General features: G+C 39.5%; 17 protein-coding genes. 10 read left to right on the top strand and 7 right to left on the bottom strand.

Going from position 1 to position 17772, the window contains the following annotated elements; translation table 11 throughout:
* Positions 1–7 precede the first annotated feature (7 nt).
* The 4 genes from ACNI3T_RS10005 to ACNI3T_RS09990 all read right to left on the bottom strand — a co-directional run bounded on the left by ACNI3T_RS10005 (position 8) and on the right by ACNI3T_RS09990 (position 4584).
* Entirely contained in the window at positions 8–1171 is a 1164-nt protein-coding gene (locus tag ACNI3T_RS10005) for a trans-sulfuration enzyme family protein (RefSeq protein ID WP_418227662.1), read from the bottom strand.
* 4 nt (positions 1172–1175) lie between these two features.
* The gene (locus ACNI3T_RS10000; RefSeq protein ID WP_418227661.1) at positions 1176–2249 is read right to left on the bottom strand and encodes a homoserine dehydrogenase family protein; all 1074 of its coding nucleotides are present in this window, start codon (positions 2247–2249) and stop codon (positions 1176–1178) included.
* Positions 2212–3225 carry an alpha/beta fold hydrolase gene (locus ACNI3T_RS09995; RefSeq protein WP_418227660.1) on the bottom strand — a complete coding sequence of 338 codons (1014 nt, stop codon included), beginning with the start codon at positions 3223–3225 and terminating at the stop codon, positions 2212–2214. The genes ACNI3T_RS10000 and ACNI3T_RS09995 overlap by 38 nt, the downstream gene beginning before the upstream one ends.
* A 66-nt stretch (positions 3226–3291) precedes the next feature.
* On the bottom strand, positions 3292–4584 hold the full coding sequence (locus ACNI3T_RS09990; RefSeq protein ID WP_322301019.1) for an O-acetylhomoserine aminocarboxypropyltransferase/cysteine synthase family protein: 1293 nt from the start codon (positions 4582–4584) through the stop codon (positions 3292–3294).
* Positions 4585–5427: 843 nt separating this feature from the next.
* On the opposite strand from ACNI3T_RS09990, the gene metK reads away from it, so the two are divergent.
* Complete coding sequence (metK, locus tag ACNI3T_RS09985) at positions 5428–6687, top strand: methionine adenosyltransferase (RefSeq protein ID WP_418227659.1); 1260 nt, start codon at positions 5428–5430, stop codon at positions 6685–6687.
* Between the two features lie 230 nt (positions 6688–6917).
* Here the strand turns inward: metK and ACNI3T_RS09980 are convergent, their stop codons facing one another.
* Positions 6918–7787: an SDR family oxidoreductase gene (locus ACNI3T_RS09980; protein WP_418227658.1), complete on the bottom strand. Its 870-nt coding sequence runs from the start codon at positions 7785–7787 to the stop codon at positions 6918–6920.
* 185 nt (positions 7788–7972) lie between these two features.
* Here ACNI3T_RS09980 and ACNI3T_RS09975 point away from each other — a divergent pair, with 185 nt between their 5' ends.
* Genes ACNI3T_RS09975 through ACNI3T_RS09960 form a run of 4 tightly spaced genes read left to right on the top strand, consistent with a single transcriptional unit; the run spans position 7973 to position 11736 of the window.
* Positions 7973–9337 carry an acyl-CoA dehydrogenase family protein gene (locus ACNI3T_RS09975; RefSeq protein ID WP_322301022.1) on the top strand — a complete coding sequence of 455 codons (1365 nt, stop codon included), beginning with the start codon at positions 7973–7975 and terminating at the stop codon, positions 9335–9337.
* Positions 9338–9354: 17 nt separating this feature from the next.
* The gene (locus ACNI3T_RS09970; RefSeq protein ID WP_418227657.1) at positions 9355–10284 is read left to right on the top strand and encodes a 2-hydroxyacid dehydrogenase; all 930 of its coding nucleotides are present in this window, start codon (positions 9355–9357) and stop codon (positions 10282–10284) included.
* Between the two features lie 10 nt (positions 10285–10294).
* Positions 10295–10741: a universal stress protein gene (locus tag ACNI3T_RS09965; RefSeq protein ID WP_418227656.1), complete on the top strand. Its 447-nt coding sequence runs from the start codon at positions 10295–10297 to the stop codon at positions 10739–10741.
* 53 nt (positions 10742–10794) lie between these two features.
* Positions 10795–11736, top strand: coding sequence for a threonine ammonia-lyase (locus tag ACNI3T_RS09960; RefSeq protein WP_418227655.1), 942 nt, complete (start codon positions 10795–10797; stop codon positions 11734–11736).
* On the opposite strand, the gene ACNI3T_RS09955 is transcribed toward ACNI3T_RS09960, so the two are convergent.
* On the bottom strand, positions 11733–12242 hold the full coding sequence (locus tag ACNI3T_RS09955) for a DinB family protein (RefSeq protein WP_418227654.1): 510 nt from the start codon (positions 12240–12242) through the stop codon (positions 11733–11735). The two genes, ACNI3T_RS09960 and ACNI3T_RS09955, sit on opposite strands and share 4 nt — an antisense overlap.
* A gap of 96 nt (positions 12243–12338) precedes the next feature.
* Between ACNI3T_RS09955 and ACNI3T_RS09950 the strand changes: the two genes are divergently transcribed.
* The 5 genes from ACNI3T_RS09950 to ACNI3T_RS09930 all read left to right on the top strand — a co-directional run bounded on the left by ACNI3T_RS09950 (position 12339) and on the right by ACNI3T_RS09930 (position 16466).
* Positions 12339–14138, top strand: coding sequence for an SLC13 family permease (locus ACNI3T_RS09950; RefSeq protein ID WP_322301026.1), 1800 nt, complete (start codon positions 12339–12341; stop codon positions 14136–14138).
* Positions 14135–14461: a DUF202 domain-containing protein gene (locus ACNI3T_RS09945; RefSeq protein WP_322301027.1), complete on the top strand. Its 327-nt coding sequence runs from the start codon at positions 14135–14137 to the stop codon at positions 14459–14461. Before ACNI3T_RS09950 ends, ACNI3T_RS09945 begins: the two co-directional genes overlap by 4 nt.
* Positions 14461–14781 carry a DUF6122 family protein gene (locus ACNI3T_RS09940; RefSeq protein ID WP_418227653.1) on the top strand — a complete coding sequence of 107 codons (321 nt, stop codon included), beginning with the start codon at positions 14461–14463 and terminating at the stop codon, positions 14779–14781. The genes ACNI3T_RS09945 and ACNI3T_RS09940 overlap by 1 nt, the downstream gene beginning before the upstream one ends.
* Positions 14782–15169: 388 nt before the next feature.
* The gene (locus ACNI3T_RS09935) at positions 15170–15784 is read left to right on the top strand and encodes a deoxynucleoside kinase (RefSeq protein WP_141878609.1); all 615 of its coding nucleotides are present in this window, start codon (positions 15170–15172) and stop codon (positions 15782–15784) included.
* Positions 15785–15797: 13 nt separating this feature from the next.
* Positions 15798–16466, top strand: coding sequence for a sterol desaturase family protein (locus tag ACNI3T_RS09930; protein ID WP_322301029.1), 669 nt, complete (start codon positions 15798–15800; stop codon positions 16464–16466).
* Positions 16467–16536: 70 nt separating this feature from the next.
* Here the strand turns inward: ACNI3T_RS09930 and ACNI3T_RS09925 are convergent, their stop codons facing one another.
* Positions 16537–17574, bottom strand: coding sequence for an App1 family protein (locus tag ACNI3T_RS09925; RefSeq protein WP_418227652.1), 1038 nt, complete (start codon positions 17572–17574; stop codon positions 16537–16539).
* Positions 17575–17772 lie beyond the last annotated feature (198 nt).

Below are 17772 nucleotides of genomic sequence, written 5' to 3'. Positions count from 1 at the left end.
GCTAATGCTATTCCTGCAAGGCCTTTTTAAGATCATCAATAATATCTTTCACATGTTCCAGACCAACCGAAATTCTAACCAGGCTTTCTGAGATTCCTACCGCTTCCAACTCTACTTCACTTAATTTACTATGTGTTGTGGAAGCAGGATGAGTCACGATCGTCCTTGTATCTCCTAAATTTGCAGATCTTGAACACATTTGCAGTCCGTCGATAAATCTTCTACCTGCTTCCAGTCCGCCTTTGATCTGGAATGCCACTACATTACCTCCCAGTTTCATTTGTTTTCTTGCCACTTCATATTGTGAATGAGATTTCAAGAACGGATATTTTACGGTTTCTACCTGAGGTGAAGACTCAAGAAACTCTGCAACCTTTAGCGCATTTTCACAATGTTTCTCTAGTCTAATAGACAGTGTTTCCAGACTTTTTGATAAAACCCAGGCATTAAATGGCGACAGTGCCGGACCCGTATTCCTGCTAAAAAGATAGATCTCACGAATTAGTTTATGATTACCTACTGTAATACCACCAAGGACTCTGCCCTGTCCATCCATCAACTTTGTAGCCGAATGTATTACCAGGTCTGCTCCAAATTTTATAGGATTCTGCAAATATGGAGTCGCAAAGCAATTATCTATGATCAAAATGAGATCATGTTTTCTGGCAATATTCCCGAGTAATTCCAGGTCCAGAATATCAACACCAGGATTGGTAGGTGATTCAGCAAACAGGATTTTTGTTTCAGGTTTGATCAAACTTTCAATATCTTCCGGCGCATTCACATCAAAATAATCATGTGAAATGTTCCATTTAGGAAAATATTTAGTGAATAATCCGTGAGTTGAACCAAATACAGAACGAGATGAAACTACATGATCACCGCTTTCCAGTAAGGCTGCCAAAGTAGAGAATACTGCAGCCATACCTGTCGCAAAAGCAAATCCATCTTCAGCTCCTTCCATCTGCACCACCTTGTCAATAAATTCTGAAGTATTAGGATTTGAATAGCGACTGTAAATATTCCGTTCCTTCTCTTCAGCAAAACTTGCGCGCATATCTTCTGAATCTTCAAAGACATAGCTGGATGTTAGATACATAGGTGTGGAGTGCTCCTGAAATTGTGTTCGTTCCAGTTGCATTCGTACCGCGATGGTTTCAAATTCTGCCATTACTTTAATTTAATTGCTTGTTTATCTTCAGAATATCGCTAAAAACGCCTCGTGCGGTAACATCAATTCCTGCGCCTGCTCCTTGTATAACCAGTGGAAACTCTTTATAGGATTCAGAATAGATCTCAAAAATATTATCGGTTCCATCAATCTGGCCAAGCGGAGTTGCAGCATTCGCTGAGATCAACCTGGTTTGCAAACTTCCATTTTCTACATTGAGTTCCCCCACATAACGCAATACTTCTCCGCTCTTGTTCTCATCTTTATGCTTCTGAAAAATATCATCCAGAATTGAAACTTGCTTCTGAAAATGCTGTAAACTGGTCCCACCATTCAAGGATGTAGGAAGTAAAGATTGAATACTTACTTCTTCCAGCTCTTTCTTTAGCTCAAGTTCACGTGCAAGAATTAATAATTTTCTGGCTACATCCTTCCCGCTAAGATCCACCCGTGCATCTGGCTCGGTATAACCAAAATCACCGGCCTTCCGAAGCACTTCTGAAAATTGAACATTCTGCTTTGAATAGGTATTAAAGATATAGCTGAGTGAACCTGAAAAAACTCCCCGAATCCTGGTTACCTGCTCACCAGAATCATACAGACTTTTAATGGTTTCCACTACTGGCAAGCCAGCTCCGACATTGGTTTCATACTGGAATAATCTATTGTGTTTTTTCAAAACTGTTCTTAACTGCTTGTAAAAATCCAGACTTAGAGTATTGGCAGCTTTATTCGCGGCTACAATATGACTCCCATGTTCGATCAAATCAATATAATTCTCCGGTAAACTATCACTTGCCGTTGTGTCTATGGAAATTAGATTAGTGAATGCATTATTTTCTAAATATTTCAGGATATCCCGGAATTGGTAAGAGTGTTTTTCCTTGCTAAACCGTTCTTTCCAGTGTTCATTAAAACCTAGATGATCAGTGATCAAATAACTGGAATCGGCAATCAAAATGATCCTGATCTCCAGGTCTGAATTTCTTAGAAGTTGATCTTTCGCAGCGATGATCTGCTGAATTAATTTACTCCCAACCTTACCCGGCCCAAACAGAGCGAGATTTATTATTTTCATTTGTGTAGTTTTTTTGTTGAAATATGGGTTCTAAAAATTTGGCTACCTGGTCAGTTTCAATTAAAAATGCATCATGTCCATGAATAGATTTGATCTCGTGAATACTAACATTATTCTTGAATAGTGACAGCTCTACATAAGTGTTCCAATTTTCTTCTGCCAGGAAAAAAAGATCCGTATCTATGGTGATCATATGTATATGGCCCTTAACCCTTGCGGCAACTTCAATGGCGCTTTGTGAATCGTTTGAAATATTGATCGTAGTCAATAAATGGTTCATCAACTTATAGGAACTTAAACTAAAGCGTGATCTAAGTTTACTCCCGTGATGCTCCAGCCAGTTTTCGACCTTAAAACTATTCGTAGTTTCGTCTTTTTCATTTCTGAATTTGTAGCTAAGCGATTGTGGCGTGCGATAAAAAGTCATTGCATGCATACGCGCATCCTCCAATGGATTCTCACTATTATTCAAAATCCTGTCCTGAATTTTGCAATTTGCCAGAAGCCAGTCTGTAGATTTAAGATCTGTAGCGATTGGAATCACGTGTAAAGCAAGGTCTGGTTTTAAAGCTGCCAGCTGCCAGGCCAGTGCCCCGCCAATAGAAGCTCCAATAATGGCAAATAGCTCAGTTATATTTGAGTGTTCCAGAACTTTAACCTGGATTCTTGCAATATCATTCAAGGTAAACTCCTTATAATTATGAAAGTTATCTTCATCATTCTTCAGAATTCCATTACCAGGAATGTTGATGCAAATAATGGAAAATTGATCTGTATCTATACTAGCTCCAGGCCCCACTATATCACTCCACCAGCCTCCGGAACCGCAAACCTGAGCATTACCGGTAAGGGCATGATTCACCAGAATTACCGGAGCGGTGCCCAGTTTTCTGCCAAATAACTGGAAACAAACATCAATGTTCTGAACGCTGCCGGCACTATTCCTAAAACCTGTTATTCTTATTTGTTGTAACATAATATTGAGGTTAAACCGGAGCCGCATACATTGTATACAGGCTCCGGCGATTAAACCAAACTAAAATTATACAAGTGATTGTTGAGTAACCTGAGCGAACGCCTGCTTCAAATCTGCTTTAAGATCCTCTGTATCTTCCAGTCCTACTGAAAGTCTTATAAGATCCGGCTTTACCCCGGCAGATAATTGTTCTTCGTCTTTCAACTGCTGGTGAGTGGTACTGGCTGGATGAATAATAAGGGATTTAGTATCTCCAATATTGGCAAGCAGTGAAAATACCTTTGATGCATCTACTACTTTTTTAGCGACTTCATAACCTCCTTTGATTCCGAAAGTCACGAGTCCGCTTTGCCCTTTTGGTAAATACTGCTGAGCGATATCGTAGTATTCGCTAGACTCCAAACCGGGATAATTCACCCATTCCACTTCCTCTTGCTGCTCCAGCCAGGTGGCTAGTTCCAGGGCATTTTTGCTATGTTCGTTAATTCTAACTTTTAGGGTTTCCAGTCCCTGGATGATCTGGAATGCGTTAAACGGACTAAGTGCCGCACCATGATCACGCAATCCTTCAATCCTTACTTTAGCTATGAATGCAGCTTCCTGCAATGCTTCGTGATAAACTAATCCGTGATAACCCGGAGATGGCTCGGTAAACTCAGGAAATTTTCCACTGGACCAGTCGAACTTACCAGCGTCAATAATCACTCCTCCAAGACTGGTTCCATTCCCGCCAATATACTTGGTTAGAGAGTGTATTACGATATCTGCTCCGTAATCTATTGGATTCAAAAGGTAAGGTGTGGCTACGGTATTATCCACGATAAACGGCACTTTGAATTCCTTTGCCTCTTTGGAAATTGCTTCCAGGTCCAGAACATCCAGTTTTGGATTCCCCAGCGATTCAACGAAAAATACCCGGGTATTTTCCTGTGTTGCTTTTTTGAAATTGGCAGCATCACGTGGATCCACAAACGTGGTTGTTATGCCAAACCTTGGCAATGTATTTTGTAAAAGGTTGAAAGTCCCACCATACAAGCTGCTGCTAGCTACAATATGATCGCCAGCCTTTAGTAAAGTTAGTAATGCAGTATTGATCGCAGCAGTTCCAGATGCCGTAACCACTGCTCCAATTCCACCTTCCAGCGCTGCCAGTCTTTGTTCCAGCACATCATTGGTGGGATTGTTTAAACGGGTATAAATAAAACCTGGCTTTGCAAGAGAAAATAGATCTGCCGCATGCTGACTATCGTTGAAAACATAGGAACTGGTCTGGTAAATTGGTACCGCTCTGGTCCCTCCATTTTGAGTTGTATCGTGTCCTGAATGTAATGCCTGTGTTGAAAATTTTTGAGTACTCATGATATAAATTTTTAAAAATTGAAATTGATTGAAATAAAAAAGTCCCCCTGATATGCTATTACCAGGGGGACTTTTGAATTGATTCCTTTTTAAAATCTATATTCTCGAGTTCAGGTAATAGCTATACATGCTGCACATACACATCATCGTGCGCAGGTTCATCATATTTTTAGCTGTTACCTGTAATTTCATAATTGTAAAGTTTTGTGTTCTAATTTCAATTTTGGCAATAAAAAAACCGCTGCGGTTGGCAGCGGCTTTTTGCAATATATATTCTTTCAGAATTATGCAATAAGATGCGCTGCGGAAGTTCTCCACATCATACACATCATCATATTGCAAACTGTTCTGTACATTGTTCTAAAATTGTTTTACAAAGATAACGGCAGAGTTTTTTATTATCCAAGCTTTTGCGTACATATTTTTTTAGCCTTCTAGAATTTATAAAGTGCAACACGCATAAATACTGATAGTTACAAAGTATATTTTTTTTTGGTTGCGTTAGGGATTGAGCGAGTTGTTCGAGCTCTTTTGGTTCTTTTTCGAACCAAAAAGCGAGTCGCGAAAGCCCGGCGCGAGACCGGAACGGGCGAAGCGCAACGCCCTGATTATTCCGAAAAATACAACTGTAATTCCACGTCCTTTAAAATGGCGTTAAATCGATTTGCTATCCTTTTAAATTTTATACATTTGTATCAACTTATTGAAAGGGATAGATTTGACTGATTGCAACCCTCTACATCACATAGATGTTTTAAAATGCTAAAGCAGAATGGTAATTACACTCCTTTTTAGCTTCCCACGTCAAATTTTTCCATTCTTATAAACTTAAAAAGTAATTGAATGGCTTATTTATTTACTTCAGAAAGTGTATCTGAAGGACACCCGGATAAAATTGCAGATCAAATTAGTGATACGTTACTGGATAATTTTCTTGCCTTCGATGGCGAATCGAAAGTAGCTTGCGAAACTCTGGTTACAACCGGGCAGGTAGTACTTGCTGGTGAAGTACGTAGTAATACATACCTGGATGTTCAAAATATCGCACGTGATGTGATCAATGATATTGGTTATACAAAAGGTGCTTACAAATTTAGTGGTGATAGTTGCGGTGTGATCTCCCTTATTCACGAACAGTCCCAGGATATTTACCAGGGTGTGGATCGTGGAAAGAAGGAGGAACAGGGTGCTGGTGACCAAGGAATGATGTTTGGTTATGCGACCAATGAAACTGAAAACTATATGCCGCTGGCATTGGATATTTCACATCGTATCCTTATTGAACTGGCTAAACTTAGAAGAGAAGGAAAGGATATCGAATATCTACGACCTGATTCCAAGAGCCAGGTGACTATTGAATATAGCGATGACAACGTACCAGAAAGAATCGTTGCGATCGTGGTTTCTACTCAGCATGATGATTTTGACCAGGATGATGAGAAAATGCTGACGAAGATTAAAAAGGATATGGTTGAGATTCTTATCCCAAGAGTTAAGAAACAACTGCCAGATTATGTCCAGGAATTGTTTAATGATGATATTATTTACCATATTAATCCTACAGGTAAGTTCGTAATTGGAGGTCCGCATGGTGATGCAGGTCTCACCGGAAGAAAAATTATCGTAGATACCTATGGTGGAAAAGGTGCTCACGGTGGTGGTGCATTCTCAGGAAAAGATCCTTCTAAAGTAGATAGATCTGCTGCGTATGCTTCCAGACATATTGCCAAGAACCTGGTAGCTGCGGGTGTAGCTCCTGAAATTTTGGTACAGGTATCTTATGCAATTGGAGTGGTGGAACCAACTTCTATTTCGGTTTATACCTACGGAAAAAACAATACAGATCTTTCTGATGGTGAAATTGCTGAAAAGGTTCGTAAGATCTTTGATATGAGACCAGCTGCGATCGAGGAACGACTGAAGTTAAGAAATCCAATTTACCGGGAAACTGCTGCATATGGACATATGGGAAAAACTCCGCGTACAGAAACCAAGGTTTTTGAAAGTCCGTATAATGGTAAGATCACCAAGGAAGTGGAACTATTTACCTGGGAGAAACTGGATTATGTGGACAAGATCAAAGAGAGTTTCGATTTGAAATAATTTGATATATTTATAATTCAAATTTTAGCAATGGATTTTATATCACTTTTTCCAATTTTAATAGTTTTATTGTATTTTCTGATAATAGGCTCTGTACTATATCTTATTTATAAATGGGTTTCCAGATTTATACATTTACGCGAGCAACAAAACGAATTGCTTCGTGAGATTATTCGAAAAATGGATAAATAATAAAATAAGCCGCTTTAATAGCGGCTTTTTAATTTCGCTTAAATCGTGTACTGGCCTCCAGTGACCTGTACCGTTGAGCCAGTCATATAACTAGAATCTTCGGAAGCTAGCAAAACAAAAGCTGCCGCCAATTCTGCTGGTTGTCCCGGTCGTTTCATAGGGGTATTACCTCCAAAATTCTTCACCACATCGTTTGGCATGGTTGCCGGGATAAGCGGAGTCCAGATTGGCCCCGGAGCAACACAATTCACCCGAATCCCTTTGTCTGCCAGCAATTGTCCCATACTCGCTGTAATATTCTGTATCGCACCTTTAGTAGCAGCATAGGCCAGAAGATCTGGACGTGGATTGTATGCATTTACTGAAGTGGTATTCACAATAGTACTGCCCGGTTTCATATGAGGTTCGGCCGCTTTACATAAATAGAACAGGGAGTAAATATTCGTTTTAAAGGTGTAGTCCCATTCTTCTGCTGAAATTTCCTGCAAAGACTCTCTCGCCATCTGGTAAGCAGCATTATTTACCAGGATATCGATCTGGCCAAATTCAGCAATAGCCTTTTCTACTATACTTTTACAATGTGCCTGATCACCAATATCTCCCGGAACTAAAACTGCTTTTTTCCCTGCCTCTTCTACGAGTCGGGCTGTTTCTTTAGCATCCTCGTGTTCTTCAAGATAAGAGATCAAGACATTGGCCCCTTCCCTGGCAAAAGCAATTGCGACTGCTCTTCCAATTCCGCTATCAGCCCCGGTAATGATCGCGTTTCTGCCTTTCAGTTTACCTGAACCTTTATAGGATTTTTCACCATGATCTGTATCCGGATCTATGCTACTTTCTGTTCCCGGTTCACTCTGGTTGAGATTTTCAAATGGTGGTTTTGGATATTTTTCCTGTGGATGTTCCATAATTATTGATTTTAAAGGTTTCTCTAAAATTATAGAATGCTTCGATATATCAGGAAAGCAGATATTGTAAACTTTCCCTAAATAATTATGGAAAAGCGCGATATTTTTTATCAATTCTTCGGAAAACCTTAACAAGCGAACGCGGTTTTAATTCCTAAATTGAAATTCCACCAAGAGGAATTTCTATGTCTTTATTTAAAAAAGTTCGTGATACGGTTAACCTTCTAAAATCGGTTGATCTGGATCAGCTAGCTAAGATCAATCAAAAGATTGATCTAGCTGAAGCGATGAAAACTTTGGGCAAACTTGACGACCGTCAACTCGCCGGATTAATGAAAATGTTAAAAACCAAGAAGAAGAAAGGTCAGCACGACCTGCCTCCTATCGATGGTGATTTTTATAATCTGGATCTCAAGCTTACGCCGGAACAACGGGAAATTCAGCTTAAGGTTAGAAATTTCATGGAAGACGAGATTCGCCCTTTAGTAAATGAATACTGGAAGAAAGATCAGTTTCCATTTGAGGTGATCAAAAAATTCAGCAAACTGAATATTGTTGGCGTTCCTTATGAAGGATATGGATGTCCAAACATGCCATTTTTGATGGAAGGTATCATAGCTCAGGAAATTGCACGTGTAGACGTTTCAATCTCTACCTTCTTTGGAGTTCACAGTGGTCTCGCCATGGGTTCCATTTATCTATGCGGAAGTGAAGAACAGAAACAGGAATGGTTACCACAAATGGCAAAAATGGAAAAGATCGGTGCCTTTGGCCTTACCGAACCCAATGTTGGTTCTGGAGTCGCTGGCGGACTCGAAACTACCTGCAAATTTGATGGAGAGAACTGGGTATTGAATGGTCAGAAAAAATGGATAGGAAACGCCACTTTCGCTGATGTAATTGTTATCTGGGCTCGGGATCTTGACTCTGGCAGAGTAAAAGGTTTCCTGGTACGTAAGGAAAACCCAGGTTTTTCAGCAGAAAAGATCCAGGATAAAATGGCATTGAGGATCGTGCAAAACGCACTAATCACTCTAAAGGATTGCAAGATCCCTGAAGGTGACAGGTTGCAGAACGCTAATTCTTTTAAAGATACTGCCAATGTTCTTAGAATGACCAGAGCCGGAGTTGCATGGCAGGCGGTTGGTTGTGCCAGAGGTGCTTATGAAAGTGCTTTGAAATACACCAAAAAAAGAGAACAGTTTGGGAGACCTATTGCCTCTTTTCAGCTTATTCAAAATCATCTTGTGGAAATGCTTTCCAATCTTACGGCAATGCAAACACTTTGCTTTAGATTATCAGAAATGCAGGACCAGGATCTGCTTACAGATGAGCACGCCAGTCTTGCAAAGGTTTATTGTAGCATGAGAATGCGTGATGTAGTGAGCAGAGCTAGAGAAGTTCTAGGTGGAAATGGAATATTATTAGAATACGACGTAGCTCGTTTTGTAGCAGATGCTGAAGCGATCTACAGTTATGAAGGAACTAAAGAAATCAATTCATTGATCGTTGGCCGTGCAATTACAGGTTACAGCGCATTTGTGAGTTAAATGAAAAAGAAAAATTTATGTCAGTATTAATCGTTGCTCCGGGAAGAGATTCGGAGGCATGGGTAGAAGCATTGAAAAATCAACATCCAGGAATGAATATTTACACCTATCCGGAAGAACATGAGCCGGAAGAGGTAGAATTTGCACTAACCTGGAACCACCCAAGAGGATTATTCAAGAATTACCCGAATTTGAAAGTAATCGCCAGTATGGGTGCAGGTGTAGATCATATTTTAAGTGATAATTCGCTCCCTGAAAATGTTGCGATCACCAGGGTAGTAGACGAAACACTTACCGAAGATATGGGAGATTTCGTACTTAGCCAGGTAATGAATCATATTCGTAATCTTCATGGTTACGTAAAGTCGCAGTATAAAAAGCAATGGGATAGATCTCAGTATAAAAGACCACAGAATACCAACGTTGGAATTATGGGCCTAGGTGTCCTGGGGAATGCTGTAGCAGATAAATTACACAAGAACTTTTTCAAAGTGTCCGGTTGGTCAAAAACAGAAAAAGATTGTGATAATGTTACTAGCTATTACGGGAAAGATCAGCTGGAAGAATTTTTAAATAATTCTGAAATTTTAGTTTGTCTTCTTCCTTTGACCGAAGACACTGAGAATATCCTGAACGAGGATCTATTCGATATGCTGCCGGAAGGTGCATATGTGATCAATGTTGCGCGTGGTGAACACCTGGTGGAGCATGATTTAATGAAAATGATCGATAATGGTCATCTTTCGGGAGCATCTCTGGATGTATTCAGAGAAGAGCCATTACCGGAAGAACATCCATTCTGGGAACATGATCGTATCAATATAACTCCGCATATTGCCAGTGTAACCAAGCCAGAATCTGTAGTTCCACAGATCGCTGAAAATTATGATCGTATGAAGGAAAACCAGGATCTTAAGAACAAAGTTGAAATGGAGAGAGGTTATTAATTAATTAGCTATGGATACATTCAAAAATATCATGGTAGCGGTGGACTTCAATGATAGCATTGGTGAATTAATGATTTTTGCTGATAGTCTAGCTCAAAAGTATGAATCGAAATTATGGGTTTTGCATGTAGCAGATCCAGAACCAGATTTTGTTGGTTATGAAACAGGACCTCAATATATAAGAGATCTTCAAGCTGAAGAATATCGCGAGGAGCATCGTAGTCTTCAACAGGTATGCGATAGTTTTATAAGCAAAGAAGTTGAGAGCGACGCCTTACTTATTCAAGGATCAACGGTAAGTACCGTTCTTGAGGAAGCTAAAAAACTAAATGTTGATCTACTAATAGTTGGAACTCATAAACATAGTTTCCTCTACAATCTGCTGAATGAAAGCGTATCGATGGAACTCGTCAAAAAGGCTGAAATCCCCATGTTAACAATACCAATTACTGAATAAAAAAAATCCCCGTAATCACGGGGATTTTTTATTTTAGTATAAAACTAAAAGATTTGAATAGCAGCAAAGAAGAACTTCTAAAAGTTCTGGAGACCATAGCGCCATTTATCCATAGAACTCCGGTTCTAACTTCTAAGCTAATCGACGAAATGGCCGGCTGCGAAATTCAATTTAAGTGCGAGAATTTTCAAAAGATGGGTGCATTCAAAATGCGCGGTGCGATGTATGCGATTTCAAAGCTTTCTGAAGCCGAAAAGAGTGCCGGGGTGGTCACACATTCTTCAGGAAATTTTGCGCAGGCTTTGTCTCTGGCAGCTAAAAGTTTGAATGTGCCTGCTTACATTGTAATGCCCGATTCGGCTCCAGAAGTTAAAAAAGCCGCGGTCCGAACATATGGAGGGGAGATTACAGAATGTCCGTCTACTCTTCAGGATAGGGAAGCTACAGCTAAAAGAATAATGGAAGAAAAAGGAGCAAGTTTTATACATCCTTCTAATGATATGAATGTGATCCTGGGACAGGGAACTGCAGCAACCGAATTATTGCTCGATCATCCTGAACTGGATATGGTCGTTTGCCCGGTTGGCGGCGGTGGCCTGATTGCCGGAACTGCTATCTCAACACATGTTTTGCTTCAAAACTGTCTCTGTATTGGTGCAGAACCTATGGAAGCTGATGATGCCTGGAGATCTCTAAAAAGTGGAAAAATTGAAAGCAACTCTTCTGTTCTTACCGTTGCAGACGGACTCAAAACAATGCTTGGAGACGTTAACTTCCCTATAATCAGGGATCATGTTGCTGAGATCATCAGGGTTTCTGAAGAAGAGATCATCGCGGCAATGCGCTTGATCTGGGAACGCATGAAGATCGTAGTAGAAGCCTCCAGCGCTGTAGCCCTGGCGGCAATTCTTCAACAGAAAGATAAATTTAGAAACAAGAAAGTGGGTTTGATCATTTCCGGCGGCAATGTTGATCTAACGAATCTGCCATTTTAGGAGTCTTTTATTACAGATATTGTTACCAGCATTTGTCCTATATGTCTTTGAGAATGTTCCGCAGCATGAAAAAGTACGCCAATTAAACTTGACTTAATTCGCTTTCTTCCTACTTCTACACTATTGGTTAGATCTTCAGGTTTCTGAGATTTCAAAAATTCTACCGCTGCGTTCAATTCATTTTCAGCCTGAATTATTAGTTCTTCAACACTAATGGAGGCATCAGCTTCTCCTTCCAGCTTTAAATATTGCAACTGAGCTTCCCTCAATTGTTCGCCTTTTGCATAAGTGATCAACCGGTTGGTCACGCCAGCTATATGCTGAAGATGAAACCCTACAGATGCCCTCCCCGCAGGTTTAGTCCATAATTTTGCTGATGGGAAATCAGTAAGATATTTACGGAGTTCTTCTTTAGACTGAAGTAATGCATGTGCTGCCGGCTGTAACAGATCAGGAACATTCTCCACTTTGCCTCGTAGCCAATACTCTGGTTTAGATTTATCCATTTTCATATTTTACTGAAAAATAGAAATTAAATGAGGTAATAAAAAGAAGTCTTATCTTTAATAAGAACATCAGGTTGTTATATTAAATAAATTCAGATGGAATTGTATCTCACCGTTGCGATCATCATCATTGGTATCATCCTGTTTGTGCGCGATTATTTTTCGATAGATACTACTTCTATTATAATCATGGCGCTTTTTATCATTTCGGGAGTTCTAAGTCCCGAAGAAGGTTTCTCGGGATTCAATCACCCGGCAACCATTACGCTTGGTTGTATGTTCGTAGTAAGTGCCGCCGTTTTTAAATCGGGGATTATTGACGGACTTAGTGCCAGGCTTATTAAGATTGCACGTATTAATTATTTTTCTGCACTCGTTTCCTTATGTCTCACTTCAGCTGTTCTTTCTGCCTTTATTAATGATTCTGCGGTAGTTGCAATTCTGATTCCTGTGGCACTACTGGTTTGCCGCGAGGCCGAAATCAGCCCTGCCCGACTTCTAATTCCTATCTCCTTTTCAGCATTATTTGGTGGCACCTGCACTCTAATTGGAACCTCAACGAATATCCTGGTAAGCAGTTACGCTGAAAAACTGGGTTCTGAACCCTTCGGCATGTTCGAATTTTCCATGGCTGCTCTGTGCTTACTTGCTATCGGACTCACTTATATCTTCCTGCTTGGGCCAATTTTATTACCAAAAAGAGGATTGCCCGAAAACACCGGACTGATAAAGCAAACTGAAAAATATATGGCTGAGATCGAACTGCATCATGATCATGTTGATATCGATCTGCCGGTTTCCCAATCCAGACTGGTTAAAGACTATAAAATACAGATACTTAGAATTAAACGAAAACATTACCGGGTATATGAAATAAATGGTGAAACGGTTTTAAGAGAAAACGATAGGATTAGAATCCTGGTGGACCCAGTAAACTTAGCAAAGCTAAAATCAAAAAAAGGGATTTCTGTAAGAGGTGACAAGGAAAGTATCCAGGAAATGGAGGCTAATCAGGATGCCTCAGAAGTTTCAGAAGAAAAAAAGATCTTCGAAGTCATGATCCCGTATGGATCTGAACTTGCAGGTAATTCCATTCGGGAAATGAACTTCAGAAGCACTTATTACGCATCTGTTTTAGCTATTCGCCACCGCAAGGAAACGATCACCGAAGATGTTTCCCGGGTAGTTCTTAGAGAGGGTGATATGATGTTGTTATTCGCTTCAGAAAAAGCAATTTCGGTACTAGCTTCAGAAAAAATGATCGTAACACTTTCAGAATACCAGGGGAGAAATGTGAACTACAAAAAGGCAATTCCTGCATTACTCATCGTGATTGGTGTAGTTGCCGCGGCAGCCTTTAACCTTACTTCTATCCTCATTAGCGCGATGGTTGGAAGCTTATTGATCGTCACACTTACGATTTTAAAACCTCAGGAAGCATACGAAGCCATTGAGTGGAAAGTGATATTTATGATCGCCGGTGTACTTTCTATGGGAAAAGCCCTGGAAAAAACCGGTGGATCCGATATTGTTTCCCAGTACGTCTTTGAAACTCTGGGCGATATGGATCCCCGATGGACATTGAGTATGATATTTTTATTCACCTTTCTTTCCACCAATGTCCTATCCAGTAAAGCTGCGGCAGCGCTTATGACGCCTATAGTAATAAGTCTGGCAGGCGCAATGCAGGTAAGCGAAAAACCTTTTTTGATTGGCGTCATGTTCGCATGTTCGCTTACTTTTATGACTCCGGTAAGCTATCCCGTGAATACAATGGTGTACGCACCGGGAAATTATAGGTTCAGAGATTTCCTAAAGTTCGGAACTCCACTTAACTTTATCATCTGGATCGCAGCCTCATTTATTATCCCGATGTTTTTCCCTTTTGAACTATGAGAAAAGTAAAATTACATAACCCTTTTAAAGCCAGAATCATTGACGAAAAACTGCTTCGTGAACATCTCGCTTTGGAAAGAACTAAACTTGCCAACGAAAGAACATTACTTAGCTATATTCGGGCATCTATTTATTTGCTAATTAGCGGACTTGCTTTATTACAAATCAAGGATTACCAGGGCATCAGCCTGATGTGGGTAGGTTATTTATCACTTTTCCTCTGTATCCTATTTATTATTGTTGGATTTTCAAGGTATGTTGCCCTGGAACGTAAACTTAACGGACTGCTTAGAGAACAACCGGAAGAAAAAAATAAATCCTGATGCTACAGAGTCTGGTGCATTATTCCATGCACTTTTTGGTAATTGGCGCTATCGCCTGGTTCTATGATCGTGAAAACTGGATAAAGTACTGGGCAATTCTTGCTGCTACCATGATCGTGGATATTGATCATTTACTAGCCACCCCAATTTTTGATCCCAATCGCTGCGGAATTGGATTTCATCCCTTACATTCTGAAATTGCTATCGCTGCGTATTTCTTCGGAATGTTATTTATCAAACACAGGATCATCAGGTTGATATGCATAGGATTGCTATTTCATATGATCACAGACTTAATAGATTGTCTTTGGACGAGCTAAAATTGTAATTCATATATTTTTCCAAATCCCTACTATAGCCCTATCCTTCCGAAGTTAATTGCAACCAAACTTTTCTGCTTTAGGACGATGATACTTCTGAAGAAGCATTTTGAACTGGTAAGGTTATCGTGATAAATGATTCTTTTAGGCTTACATATATAAAAGCTATTTCGAATCAGTAGTTATTACAAAACCACTTCAATTAATTTTGAGATAGTGCCAGGCCGTGACAAGTGAAAATCACCCCCCCTTTTTTAATTCAATAAAATATTGATCAACAACGATTTAGTCTTTGTTGAAAATTTCTTTCTCCAAGCAATATCAAATTGACCATTTTAACTCAATTCTTTTATCTTTACATTCCTTAATTCAGCCTAAGAAATAAATTATGCATGTAGCCATAGCAGGAAATATTGGTGCAGGAAAAACAACATTAACTCGATTATTAGCAAAGCATTACAACTGGGAACCACAGTTTGAAGATGTTCTGGAAAACCCCTACCTCGAAGATTTTTACAACAAAATGGAGCGTTGGTCGTTTAACCTGCAGATCTATTTTTTGAATAGCAGGTTCAGGCAGATCCTTCAAATTCGTGAGAGTGGCCAGAAGATCATTCAGGATCGTACGATCTATGAGGATGCTTATATTTTCGCACCGAACTTACATGCAATGGGTCTTATGACCAACAGAGATTTTGAAAATTATAAGTCACTCTTTGATCTTATGGAAAGTGTGGTTCAGGGACCAGATCTACTCATTTACTTGAGAAGCAGTATTCCTAACCTTGTTAAACAGATCCATAGTAGAGGTCGTGATTATGAGAACTCTATTTCTATTGACTATTTGAGCAGGCTGAATGAACGCTACGAAGCTTGGGTACACGATTATAATAAAGGAAATTTGCTTATAATTGATGTAGATAATATTAATTTTGTGGACAATCCTGAAGATCTTGGTGACATCATCAACCGAATCGACGGACAGTTACACGGACTTTTTTAAATGATAATTGACTATGGAATCCACTAAGCTAAAAAGACCAAAACATAAGGGTTCTCCAAAACTTTTCGATAACCCGATCCTGGAGAAGTTAACGCATACGCATATATCGCTGCCATTGATCATCTTTGGATTGATCTCTGTTGCTTTGATCTATTACGGAATCATTGATAAAGGTTTCGAAGCACCGGCGATGATTGGATTATTCCTTGCAGGCCTGTTCTTCTTTACTTTTATTGAATATGTAATGCATAGATATCTGTATCACATTCCGGCAACTACGCCTAAAAAGCAAAAATTGAGCTATACCATGCACGGCGTACATCATGATTACCCAAAGGATAAATCCAGGCTGGCCATGCCTCCAGTTCTTAGTCTTGTAATTGCAACTGTGCTATTCATCATTTATCGTGCAGTACTGGGCGACTATGTATTCGGTTTTCTTGCAGGTTTCCTTATTGGATACGCTGCTTACCTGGCTGTTCATTATTCTGTACACGCTTTTAAAGTACCAGATAATTTTCTAAAGATCTTATGGCATCATCACAGTATTCACCATTATCGTGAACCAGATCGTGCTTTTGGAGTTTCCTCTCCACTTTGGGATCAGATCTTCGGAACCATGCCAAGAAAATCTCCGGTTCAGGATAGAGCCGCAGTTGGAACCAGTATTGACCCTAGCTAAATCAGTATTTACAAAAAATTAAAAAGTCCCTTTTTCAAGGGACTTTTTTTTTGTTGAATTTTTAAACGGACTATTTTATAAAACCATTTTCGCGCGCATGTTCTTCAGCTTCCTCACTACTCATGACCATTAGCACCGGTACTGTATCAAAATTATCGATGATACTTTGCACTCGTTGCATTTGCTTTTTATGTTTTACACTTCTTAGATAGATCGCCATTATACGGTCTGAATACTGAGCCGCAATATCTGTATAAATACTCGCATCATGCTCACCACTATCACCAATAAGGATAAATTTAAGATCTGGATAGGTTTTCAAGATATTGGTGATCTCTTTTTGCTTATGAGGTTTTTCAGGTTTTATAGTACTTTCGAAAGGAGTTCGAAGATCACGTAACAACATGGGGCCCTTTGGGAAATTATTGTGATCCAGGAACAATTTAAGATATTCATACATGTTCCAGGGACTATTACTTAGGTAAAACATGGGATTTCTAAACTTACCACTGGTTCCCTCGTGTAATTTCTGGTAAAGACTCGGAGCTCCTTTTAATGGGATTCTCTTGTAAGCATTTGTAAGCAATGAATTCTTCAGAAGCCGCCATTTTAAAAAAGAAGTAACTCCGGTATGCAGGATTGTATCATCAATATCACTTATGACTCCGAATTCGGCATCATGCTGCGGAATAAGAAATTCCCCACGTTTTGGATTCTCCAGTTCATCTGTTTTAGGTTCTACCTTTTCACAGTATCGAACTTCATAATCTATCCAACCTTCATTGGATGCATATTCAGATAAATTTTCATCAAAAGTCTTATCGAAAAGAAAGTAGCCTTCATCATTGGTAGTCGTTCTCAAATTTACTTTTCCAGGAACCACCAGTTCCATCTCGGCATCAGGAATTTCAAAGCTATCGAACTGCTTGTAGGTATTCTTGATAGTCCGAAAAATGGACTGTTCCTTGACGATATTCAATGGTTCATTATCCAAAACCCGTCCAAAGACATATAAATGCGAATAAGTACCATAACTTCTATAAGGCACGATATGAATTTGATCGAGATTTCTATACCTGCCTAGTAGTTTTTTAAAACGTTTGATCATTAAATTTGAAGGTTTTGGTTCAAGTTATATTTTATTCTGAACCGAGTCCGCCAGAAGGCCTAGTTTTATAATTATTTTAGTATTAAAGTCGGTTTAGGGCTTCCAACGCCTTTGCCATATCTAAACCTTCCCCCAATACCCCATTGAAAAGATTGGGATTCTCAACAATTCTTGCAGGCATATTCTTAATATTAAAAT

This window comes from Christiangramia qingdaonensis, assembly GCF_048381525.1.
GTDB lineage: Bacteria > Bacteroidota > Bacteroidia > Flavobacteriales > Flavobacteriaceae > Christiangramia.
Note: the sequence above shows the minus strand (reverse complement) of the source record. Positions and strands in the feature narration are given on the sequence as shown.